Here is an 11,352-nt window from a genome sequence, read left to right on the forward strand (position 1 = left end):
CTTTATTTTTTTATCTCCATACACTACTTTCTTCCAAAAGCAACAAATCATCCGAGTCCAATTCAACTTGAGTTGCACGAATCAGACTTTGCAATTGAATAGCATTGGTAGCACTGACAATAGGCGATGTAATAGTAGGTTGATGCAGCAACCAAGCGATGGCCACTTCCGCACTCGTAGCACTGTGTTTACGTGCAATTTGAGCGAGCCCATCCAAAATACGCAATCCTCTATCGTTTAAATAATGTTCCACCATCATTTTACGGGCACTGCCTTCCAAATCAGCGGTTGATTTATATTTTCCAGACAAGAAACCACTCGCTAATGCAAAATAAGGCATTACAGCAAGGCTTGTGTCTGTTACTATATTCATGTACTCAGACTCATACTTTTCTCTGTCGTAGAGGTTGTAAAGCGGTTGTAGGGCGATGCACTTCGTCCATCCTTTCTCTTCTGCTACTTGATTGCTTTCAACTAAGCGTTCACCACTTAAATTCGAAGCTCCAAGTGCACGAACTTTTCCTGCTTGAATCAATTCTTGAAAGGTTCCCATGATTTCTTCTACTCCAACATTCACATCATCGTGATGGGAATAGTACAAATCGACATAGTCTGTACGCAAACGCGTCAAAGACGCATCAATTCCATCGATGATTTGTTGTCGGGTCAAGCCTCGTTCTACCCCTTGCATGCCACCGCCTACTTTGGTAGCTAAGACTACATCCTGTCTTTTCTTGCTTTCAGCAAACCATTTTCCTAAAATACGCTCCGACTCTCCCCCCGTATTTCCAGCTACCCAATGTGAATAACTATTAGCGGTATCAATAAAGTTAATCCCTTGCTCATGCAACTCATCTAGCATGCGCAGCGATGCTTTTTCATCTAAAGTCCATCCAAATACATTTCCACCGAAACAAATTTCGGAAATAGCGATTTCTTTTGTTAAGTGTTTTCTTTTCATTTGACTGTTTTGTATTTCCTTATTGTTATTCGATTTATCCTATCCCTCCCAACTTACGAAAAAATAGAAAAGCATCCAATAAAAAAAGGATGGTTATTGCTAACCATCCTTTTGTATCTTTTGATTTTAATTTACTAGAAATTAAATCTCATTGTTAAGTTCCATGTTCTACCTGCTCCTAACATAACTTCGTTACGAACATCAATTCCTTTCCATGTTGTACTTTCAGGAGTTGCTTGGATATTTGTTCTTGCAGAAGAAATATACGTTGTATCGAATACGTTATTCACGTTGAAACGCATAGTTAAAGCGTTTTGTTTTTCTTTACCTACTTCCATGCGGTAAGATAATCCAGCATCAAATAAATTGAATGCAGGAAGTTTCATTGAACCACTTTTTTCTTTTGAATCTGTTTTTTCAACATCTAATGAACCATAGAAATTATCATTATATCGGTAGTTAGCATCGATTTTCAATCCTTTTACGATTTCATAGCTAGCTCCTAAGTTAGCAATTAACTGAGGTGCTCCCCCAACTTTTGCTCCATCAATATATAAAGTCTTTGTTTTAAATCCAGACTCAGCTTCTCCTGGTGTATTATAGATCGGTTGATTCGTCTCTTCGTTATAGTACGTTCCTGTAACATTTGAAGCATAGTGCCAATCTCCCCAAGAGAAAGATCCTGTTATTGTTAAACGATCAACTGGGTAGTAAATGAAATCCATTTCCATACCTGTGTGAATTTGTTCCACACCAACTAAAGTAGCGTAACCATTAACAAGTAAATCCTTACCATCTGAACCTTTTTCACCTGTTGCAAATTTACCTGTTGCGCGTGTTACTCTGTCTTTCCAAGACGTTCTATATAAGTTTAAGTTCGCTCGTAATTTATGACTTCTATATCCATAACCCGCTTCTAAACCAAATACTTTTTCATTTGTTAAATCAGGATTCAACGTATTCGTATTGTTTAAGTACACTCCATTATTCATAAATGGTTGACGAGAGAAATAACCTGAATTCACAAATACGTTGTGGTTTTCATTGATGTTATAGTTTGCTCCCCCTTTAATACTACCCCCTAAGATACTTTCCCATTTTGTTCTGTAATCTTTTGCTCCTTGAGCAGTAGAACGGTCATAATTGAAATAGTCCACACGTTGCATCCATTGGTTAGAGATTGCTCCTTGAACGAATACTGAAAGATCATCTTTAGAGTATTCTACTTGTCCAAATCCTCCTAACCATTTCACATTACCATCATTATGGTAACCAACTTTTTCTCTATTATTCCAATTTACCCATGGATTCATTGAAGCTTTAGCATCATACGTTTGGTTTACGACATAATGTTGATTTCCATTATTTTTATTTTTAGCTACATAATAACCATCAGCACCCATTAAATTATCTAATAATTGGTAGTGGTATCCTTTGTAAATACGTGCATCAGCACCAAAATCAACCGTCCAGTTTTCATTTACTTTAGCACTCAAATTAATTACAGTACCATACCAATCGTGTGAATTAATGCTTGAGCGACGAGCCCATCCACCTCTAGTCGTTTTATTTCTATTATCAAAATCGGTAACATAATATCCTTGTTGACCCGGATTCATAGGATCATCCATCAAACTATTACTTGTTCCATTTCCGATAGGCTCTCCTTTTTTATTAAGTTCTTTCCAATCAGCGATAGTTTCACCTCTATTCCAAGCAGCGATATCATCAAAACGCATATGTCCATTAGCATCTCTTACTTCCGTACCGAAATCTCTGTATCCGTTTGGCCCACCACCAATTGTTCCAGTTCCTCCACCACGTCCCCAAGATCCGTAAAATACAGTTCCTAAAGTCCAAGTTTCGTTGATATTGAAATCATAGTTAATTGACATCACTGGTTTATTGTAGTAGTTCGTTTTAAAGTTAAAACGCTCTCCATTATAGAATCCTGTATCAGGGTTGAATCTCTTATTCATTTTTCCATCGTTCCATTTTTGGATATTTTCGATAGAAGCTGAAGTAGAACGTTGATCGTGATCTTGTTTAGCTCCAGTGAATGTAAATTGAACATTGTGACGAGAATCTTTCGATTTGTACCCTAAACCTAAGTAGTAGTTGTACCCTTCAAAACCTGTTCCTTCTACATATCCACTTCCTCTAGTATAACCTAATAATACCGAAGCAGATAAACCATTCTCCAATACTCCTGTGTTATAAGAAGCTAAACCTTTGAAATAATCTCCTGTACCAACACTAGAAGAGATAGATCCACCTTCTTTCGCATCCGATGTACGTGTTAACACATTGATTGTTCCTCCAACAGAAGAAATTGCAATCTTAGAAGAACCTAAACCACGTTGTACTTGCATTGCAGAAGTAACGTCTGATAGACCTGCCCAGTTTGACCAGTATACAGCTCCACCTTCCATATCATTAACAGGCATACCGTTAATTAATACAGCTACGTTTCTTTGGTCGAATCCACGAATATTAATATTCGAGTCTCCATAACCTCCACCACCTTTAGATGCATATACTGAAGGAGTTGTGTTTAAAATTTCAGGAAATTCTTGTGATCCTAATTTTTCTTGAATTTCAGCTGCTTTAATTGTAGAAACAGCAACTGGTGTTTTACGGTCTTTCGCAACGTCTGCTACTCCCATGATCACGATGTCAGCTAACATGTTTTCGTCTGGGTTTAGCACGATATTACCTAAAGTTGCCACTTTGTTTGCATCAACTTTATAAGTAACCGTTTTAGATTGATACCCAATAAAAGAGATAACAACTTCTCCTTTATCGTTATTTACGTTTAAAGTAAACGCTCCATTCGCATCTGTCGATGCACCATTTTGCGTTCCTTTCACCAATACAGTAGCACCCGGTAAGCTCATGTTAAGCTCTCCATCGATAACTGTACCCTTTACTTTGTTTTGTGAAAATGCAGATGTCGACGTAATAACCATTACGATAAACAACATCCAGTTCTTCAAGTTTCTCATTTTGTAAGTGTAAGTGATAAATTAATTTCACCGCAAATGTACAAAAAGAAACTCCTATAATGTTACCTAATTATTAAATTTTGCGTACCTCCCAATTTATTGAATTCTAAACACTTCTATTCCTTAAATAGTAATTCAGTAAAAAGGCAGTGGAACTATCGTGTTTCAATACATTATTCGAAACAATCTCGCTTTGAATATTTTTTGCTAAAACCTTCCCATATTCCACGCCAAACTGGTCAAAACTATAGATATTCCAGATCACACCCTGTACAAAAGTCTTGTGTTCATATAGTGCAACTAAGGCACCGAGCGATTCTGGAGTTAACTTATCAATTAATAAAGTATTGGAAGGCTTATTTCCTGAAAATTCCCTAAAGTTTTGAATCAAAGGCTCTTCATCTTCACTTTCTCGGGTTGCTTCTTTACCGTTTAACAGTGCTTCGGTTTGTCCAAAAAAGTTAGACATCAGAATGGTATGATTCGTATCTTTCTCTGAGAAAGGATTGACAAACCCAATAAAATCGACAGGAATAACTTTAGTCCCTTGGTGAAATAGTTGAAAAAAAGCATGCTGTGCAGATACGCCTACTTCGCCCCAAATCAGCGTCCCTGTTTCATACGTCACCTGATCGCCAAGACGATCTTTATCTTTCCCGTTACTTTCCATGATCATCTGTTGTAAATGCGCAGGAAATTTTTCTAAGAATTGACTATAAGGAACGACAGCTTCTGTTTGATATCCATAAAAATTATTATACCACACGCTCAATAAAGCACAGACAACGGGTATATTATGTTCAAAAGGTGCTTGTCTAAAATGTTGATCCATTTTATGTGCTCCTTTTAACAATTGTTCAAAATTCGGATATCCTATAGCTAAGGCAATAGATAAACCAACGGAACTCCATAAAGAAAATCGCCCCCCTACATAGTCCCACATCGGAAAAATGACAGCGCGATCCACGCCATAAGCAACAGCGCGCTCTACTTCAGCCGTAACCCCGACTAAGTGTTTCGAACTATTATTATGCCCCACAGTGGCTGAAAGCCATTGTACTACTTTATCTGCATTTAATACTGTTTCTTGTGTTGTAAAAGTTTTAGAAACAATCAGCACCAAAGTAGTAGCTGGGTCTAGTTTATTTAATATTGCATAGAGATAATCATCATCGACATTGGAAATAAAATGGGTTTTTAAGTGATTGCGATAATTTTCTAACCCGTTCACTACCATTTTAGGACCTAAATCAGACCCTCCAATACCGATATTGACAATATCTGTAAATGCCTGACCTGTACTAGAGACATAACGCCCTTCGACTACAGCTGTTACAAACTGTTCAATACGTCCTCTTGTTTCTTGAATCTCTTCCAAAACATCTACTCCATCAACCTTAATTGTTGATTGCTGTGTAAAATCGCGTAAAGCCGTATGCAATACGGCTCTATTTTCTGTTTTATTTATCTTCCCTCCAGTAAATAGGGATTCTATTGCTTGTTTCAATTGAACTTCTTCTCCTAATTGGGTCAAATAGGACAACGTTTCTTTTGTGATCTTATTCTTAGAATAATCGAGCAAAAAAGCATCAAATTGAATATTAAATGAGTTTCCCCTACTAGCATCCTCTTTGAAGAGGTCTTGCATTTGGATAAACTTCATTTGCTCAAAGTGCTCACGTAGTTTTGCCCATGCAGCAGTACTCGTAGGATTAATAGCTTGTAACATTTTGATTTGAAACAGAGATTATTTATTAAATTTTTCTTTAATCATAGCATCTAACTCTACTTTTAAAGGTTGAATGTGTTCTTTATAAGCAGGCATATTCTTTTTATCCATAGGTTCTGAGTTAGGAAGAACTTGTCCCAGTGGATCAACTTGTACTCCATTTTTCCAGAATCGATAACACACATGTGGTCCTGTAGCTAAACCCGTACTTCCAACAAGTCCGATTGATTGTCCTTGTTCGACATACTGTCCTTTTTTTACGAGGATTTTAGACATGTGTAAATACTGTGTCGAATAGGTCCCGTTGTGTTTAACTTTTACGTAATTTCCATTTCCGGCAGTATATCCTGTACGTTCAACTACGCCCGAAGCGGTTGTCATAATTGCCGTACCTGTTGGAGCTGCATAGTCTGTTCCGTTATGTGACTTCCACGTTTTTTGAACAGGATGAAATCGACTCTTCGTATATCTTGAGGTAATTCTAAAAAATTTCAACGGTGCTTTTAAGAACATACTCTTCATGGGACGTCCCTCTTCATCATAATAATCTTTTCCTTTAGCACCAGGTCTTTGATAGGGAAATGAATATAAATCTTTACCTCTATAATTGAAATATACAGCTTCTACTTTCGAAATTCCAACATAAACAGTATCGTTAATAAATTTCTCTTCAATTGTTACAGCAAAGCGATCTTCGGGTTTCAGCTTAAAAAAGTCGATCGACCAAGCAAAAATTTGCGACATACGCGTCGCTAAAGACTGATCTACTCCTTCCTTGCTCAAGCTAGCAGATAATGATCCATCTATCGTTGATGCAACAGTTCTTCTTCTAATCGTTACGGGATACGTTTTGGTATAAGCCGTAATACTATCGCGCAAATCAATGACTTGATAACCCGAAATATTAGGATGATAAACGAAAGCGGCTAATTTATCCGGGTTCTTCTTATATTTAATTAGCGTATAAGGTTGTCCCGCTCGGATGCTTCGAACATTAATCGTATCTTTTACCTTGGTAACAATATTGTGTACATCAGATGCATTGAGGTTGTAATCCCCAAAAATCTTGCCTAAATTATCACCAGACCGAATAGTATCCTCTGTTACTACATAGTCTTTTAAATCGAATCCATACAACTCAGCGACAATTTCTTCTACTGTTTCATCCTCTGTATCCGTACTCACTTCCATTTCCCCTTCTTTTTTACAAGAAGCGAAAAGAAGCAAGCCTGCTAACAACATAAAAATTTTATACTTCAAAACTTCCTTTTTTCTATTTTAAACCAATCCTTTACCCCAATTTTCTAATTCTTCTTCTGACCACAAAGCAGGGAAAAATATTCTCTTTTGATATTCTGGCAACATATACTTCTTCCAATCACTTCCTCCAGTTGCCTCTTTGGTAACTCCTGTACTTTCTAAATACTTTAGCGCTGTTTTATAGTGCCCAATCACCCAAGTTACATTAACGGTATAATCGTAATGCTTCATGGCTTGAATTAATTCTGGACACTCTTGTGCTTCTTTAGGAAGTTCAACAAATTTCTGCCATAAATTTGTTTTTTCATAATCTTTCATTGCTTTAACAAAAGTTTGACTGTATTTTTTTTCAAACGCACCTAACAGGTAAGACTTTTCGCCCGTCTTATAATTTTTTCCCGCGGCCTGCCAGTACATAAATTCTAACGCTTCTTCTTCCGAAATATTTTCTGCTAAACTGTGAATATAGCGCTTGTCGATTAAATTTTTCCAGTCTGTCGAAGCAAATTCAATTAAGCGATACTGTGCGCTTTGAAATCCACTCGCAGGCGCTAGCGTATTTCTAAACTTATTGTATTGATCCACATCCATTCCATCACCCATAATGCTAAAAGAATTAGTCAACATATCAAAATATCGGCTAATTCGCATTAATTTATCGGTAAATACATCTACTGCAATTGGTGTAGGAACAGCTAACTGCTCCATCTCCCACAAAATCATTTTAAACAACAACTCATTGACCTGGTGATACATAATAAACACCATTTCATCAGGATATAGCGTACGTTGAATCTGCAACCCTAGCAAGGCATCCGTTTGAATATAATCCCAATACGTTAAGGGTTTACCATGTAGCAATCCTTCCAAATGCACATTGGGGTTCTGCCCCATTTGGGTAAATTTTTCTTCTAAATTTTTTATATGTTGAGCGGTAATATCATTCATTACTTTTCTGTCTTTAATGTTGAAACTAATCCCTTGTACTCTTCTAAATCAGCTTTTAATGAGCCCACAGCTAAACTGGCTTTAATACGCAAAGGCACCTTATTTGCATCAGCAGATACCCAAACAGTCAAACTCTCTTTCTCTTTAAATACACGACCTGCCATCACATAAGGCCTGAAAGACAACGCTTTCACTTTTCCAAATTTTGTCTTTAACTCAGACGTTCCTAAATACAGCAATTTAAAACGAAAAATTTCTCCGTCAAAAAACATATCGATTTCAACCGTTTCATTCTTTTTTAAATTATCTAATTTAGGGTGATTTCTCAAGTAATAAAAAGCCGATACAATATCCTGTACGTCAGTGACAATAGGATAGGTACTTTCTTTCTTTTTCTCGTAATCTTTAACTAAAACATTTTTTTTGGTATAATCAAAAAAACCTTCTTGATCTTTGGTATAGCCACCTTCATCAATTTTTCGAATAAATCGATGGGGTATAACATCTTCCTTATCAAAATAACTTTGATAATCGTCATACACCTTGAAGAATACTTTCGACAGTCCTGTAGTATAACCAATACCTTTCGCATGGTATACACTTTTTCCTTTGTAATTGACTTCGGACAATTTCAATTCTGCAATACCCGCATTCAAAATACCATAAGAGACTCTGAATTTCAAGTATTCTCCTGCTTTAAAAGCTTGAGGTTTAGTTTGTGCAAAACTAATTGTTGCACAGCATAGGAAGGTATAAAAAACAAATAATACTTTTTTCATAGTTGGCTAATTTTATTCAAAAATAACAAACAAAAAAACCCAGTCAAATAATTGACTGAGTTTTTATGCTATTAACCAACCAAAAAACTATAAATTATGAAAAATTTATTACACTCAAATAAAGCTTATGACATCTTTATTTTTGCGAGTGCAAATGTACAGTTTTTTATTGATTATTTATATATCTCCTATCTTTTAACCCCACTTTAACTATAACATACTCAAAATGAATGTTTTTAAGATATTCTTAACTCAGATTATAACGTTCCTCTCAACTCTTGCTCACGCTCGATTGATTCGAAAAGCGCCTTGAAGTTACCTGCACCGAATCCTCTTGCACCCATTCTTTGAATAATTTCAAAGAATAAAGTTGGACGATCCTCTACTGGTTTAGTAAAGATTTGCAATAAATACCCTTCTTCGTCAGCGTCAACTAAGATACTCAATTTTTGCAATTCTTTGATATCTTCTTTCATCATATCCATGTGCACACCTAAACGACCAGGAATTGCATCATAATATGCTTGTGGTGGCGCAGATAAGAACTCAACCCCTCTAGCTCTCATTTGAGAAACGGTTTTGATGATATCATCTGTTGCAACAGCAATATGCTGAACTCCAGGACCATTGTAAAAATCTAAATATTCTTCTACTTGTGATCTCTTCGCTCCTTCTGCTGGTTCGTTGATAGGGAATTTAATACGTCCGTTACCATTTGACATTACTTTACTCATTAATGCAGAGTATTCTGTATTAATTTGTTTGTCGTCAAAAGATAAGAAGTTTACGAATCCCATCACATCTTCGTACCATTTCACCCAAGTATTCATTTCATTCCATCCCACGTTTCCTACCATGTGATCCACGTATTTTAATCCAACTGGCTCTGGATTATAGTCGCTTTCCCATTTCATGAAACCTGGTAAAAACACACCTGTGTAGTTCTTTCTTTCTACAAACATGTGAACCGTTTCACCGTACGTATAGATTCCAGCGCGAACGGTTTCACCGAACTCGTCTTTTTCAACCACTGGCTCCATGTATGATTTTGCACCACGGCTTGTTGTTTCCATATAGGCTTGACGCGCATCTTCTACCCAAAGCGCAACAACTTTAACACCATCTCCGTGTTTTACGATATGGTCATTTAATTCAGACTCCGCTGTTAATGGTGTAGTTAATACGATGCGGATTTTATCTTGTACCAATACGTAAGAAGCTCTGTCTTTCACTCCTGTTTCCAATCCAGCATAAGCTAGTGATTGAAAACCAAAAGCAGTTTTGTAAAAATGTGCTGCTTGCTTCGCGTTACCTACGATAAATTCAACGTAATCTGTTCCCATTAGAGGTAAGAAATCTTGTGCTCCCTCAAATATTTTTTCTAAGCCAAATTCAACCGACTTTACTTCTTTACTCATAATATAGTTTTTGTTGTTGTTTATTCTATTTTTCTTCTTCTAACCACGATTGGTAATATTTTTCATCCGCAATTTTCATTGCTTCTTCAGTTACCATAAGGGGTTTGAATGTATCTACCATTACCGCTAGTTCTTCTGTAACGGTTTTGCCGATTGAACGCTCTGCTGCTCCTGGGTGTGGTCCATGCGGAATTCCCGCTGGATGTAAGGAGATATGTCCTGGTGCAATATCGTTTCGACTCATAAAATCTCCATCGACATAATACAACACCTCATCACTGTCAATATTACTGTGATTGTAAGGTGCTGGAATAGCATCTGGATGGTAGTCATACAGTCTCGGTACGAATGAACAAACGACGAAACCTGCGGTTTCAAACGTCTGATGCACTGGAGGTGGTTGGTGAATGCGCCCTGTAATCGGTTCAAAATCGTGAATAGAAAAGGCATAAGGATAGTTGTATCCATCGTATCCCACTACATCAAAGGGATGCGTAGCATATACCATTTCGAAGATTTCATCTTGCTTTCTCAACTTGATAAGAAATTCTCCTTTTTCATCATGCGTTTCTAAATTTTCTGGACGACGAATATCTCTTTCACAAAAAGGAGAGTGTTCCATCAATTGTCCGAACCAGTTTCTATAGCGCTTAGGCGTATAGAATGGATGTTTAGATTCGACGATAAACAAGCGGTTATCTTCCGTATCGAAATCAATTTTATAAATCATTCCTCTTGGAACAACTAAATAATCGCCGTATTTAAAGGTTAAGTTCCCTAAAAACGTGCGCAGGGTTCCAGTTCCTTTATGAATAAAAATCAATTCATCAGAATCTGTATTCTTGTAGAAATAATCCTCCATTGATTTTTTAGGAGCCGCTAATACAATGGTACAGTCACTATTGGTCAAAACTGCTTTTCGGCTTTCTAGAAAATCATTTTCAGGTTCTACTTGGAATCCTCTTAGTCGGTAAGATTGAATGTTATTTGCTTTCGCAATTTTAGGTGCAACAGAATACTGTTTTCGTATTTCTTTCACCTGTGTAGGTCTGTGTACATGGTACATGTTTGTTGACATTCCGTCAAACCCAACTGTACCAAACAATTGTTCATAGTACAAGTCACCGTTCTCCTTACGGAAAATCGTATGACGTTTAGGGGGAATACTCCCTAAGCGATGATATAAAGGCATAATTACTTATAGTATTAAGGTTGGATAATAAAATTTTTATAAGTAAAAGTTTCTCATTCA

General features: G+C 36.8%; 8 protein-coding genes. All 8 read right to left on the minus strand.

Annotation, left to right across the window (positions count from 1 at the left end; translation table 11 throughout):
- Nucleotides 1-10: 10 nt before the first annotated feature.
- The gene (locus FBR08_RS05895) at nt 11-961 is read right to left on the minus strand and encodes an aldo/keto reductase (protein ID WP_158961871.1); all 951 of its coding nucleotides are present in this window, start codon (nt 959-961) and stop codon (nt 11-13) included.
- Between the two features lie 134 nt (nt 962-1,095).
- Nucleotides 1,096-3,966, minus strand: a complete 2,871-nt coding sequence (locus FBR08_RS05900) for a TonB-dependent receptor (RefSeq protein ID WP_158961872.1) — start codon at nt 3,964-3,966, stop codon at nt 1,096-1,098.
- 106 nt (nt 3,967-4,072) lie between these two features.
- Nucleotides 4,073-5,695: a glucose-6-phosphate isomerase gene (gene pgi / locus FBR08_RS05905; RefSeq protein ID WP_158961873.1), complete on the minus strand. Its 1,623-nt coding sequence runs from the start codon at nt 5,693-5,695 to the stop codon at nt 4,073-4,075.
- An 18-nt stretch (nt 5,696-5,713) separates the two neighbouring features.
- A complete protein-coding gene (locus FBR08_RS05910) occupies nt 5,714-6,937 on the minus strand; it encodes a M23 family metallopeptidase (protein WP_394350558.1) in 1,224 nt (407 codons plus the stop codon).
- 36 nt (nt 6,938-6,973) lie between these two features.
- Complete coding sequence (locus FBR08_RS05915) at nt 6,974-7,849, minus strand: tryptophan 2,3-dioxygenase family protein (protein WP_394350559.1); 876 nt, start codon at nt 7,847-7,849, stop codon at nt 6,974-6,976.
- A 53-nt stretch (nt 7,850-7,902) separates the two neighbouring features.
- A complete protein-coding gene (locus FBR08_RS05920) occupies nt 7,903-8,682 on the minus strand; it encodes a DUF3108 domain-containing protein (RefSeq protein WP_158961876.1) in 780 nt (259 codons plus the stop codon).
- Between the two features lie 257 nt (nt 8,683-8,939).
- Nucleotides 8,940-10,100: a 4-hydroxyphenylpyruvate dioxygenase gene (gene hppD, locus FBR08_RS05925; protein WP_158961877.1), complete on the minus strand. Its 1,161-nt coding sequence runs from the start codon at nt 10,098-10,100 to the stop codon at nt 8,940-8,942.
- 25 nt (nt 10,101-10,125) lie between these two features.
- On the minus strand, nt 10,126-11,292 hold the full coding sequence (locus FBR08_RS05930; protein ID WP_158961878.1) for a homogentisate 1,2-dioxygenase: 1,167 nt from the start codon (nt 11,290-11,292) through the stop codon (nt 10,126-10,128).
- Nucleotides 11,293-11,352 lie beyond the last annotated feature (60 nt).

It is taken from the genome of Myroides fluvii (assembly GCF_009792295.1).
Classification (GTDB): Bacteria; Bacteroidota; Bacteroidia; order Flavobacteriales; family Flavobacteriaceae; genus Flavobacterium; species Flavobacterium fluvii_A.

Excerpts from the sequence above, each read along its gene's own strand:
- FBR08_RS05895 (WP_158961871.1), bottom strand. The coding sequence starts at position 961 with ATGAAAAGAAAACACTTAACAAAAGAAATCGCTATTTCCGAAATTTGT.
- FBR08_RS05900 (WP_158961872.1), bottom strand. The coding sequence starts at position 3,966 with ATGAGAAACTTGAAGAACTGGATGTTGTTTATCGTAATGGTTATTACG.
- pgi (WP_158961873.1), bottom strand. The coding sequence starts at position 5,695 with ATGTTACAAGCTATTAATCCTACGAGTACTGCTGCATGGGCAAAACTA.
- FBR08_RS05910 (WP_394350558.1), bottom strand. The coding sequence starts at position 6,937 with ATGTTGTTAGCAGGCTTGCTTCTTTTCGCTTCTTGTAAAAAAGAAGGG.
- FBR08_RS05915 (WP_394350559.1), bottom strand. The coding sequence starts at position 7,849 with ATGGGGCAGAACCCCAATGTGCATTTGGAAGGATTGCTACATGGTAAA.
- FBR08_RS05920 (WP_158961876.1), bottom strand. The coding sequence starts at position 8,682 with ATGAAAAAAGTATTATTTGTTTTTTATACCTTCCTATGCTGTGCAACA.
- hppD (WP_158961877.1), bottom strand. The coding sequence starts at position 10,100 with ATGAGTAAAGAAGTAAAGTCGGTTGAATTTGGCTTAGAAAAAATATTT.
- FBR08_RS05930 (WP_158961878.1), bottom strand. The coding sequence starts at position 11,292 with ATGCCTTTATATCATCGCTTAGGGAGTATTCCCCCTAAACGTCATACG.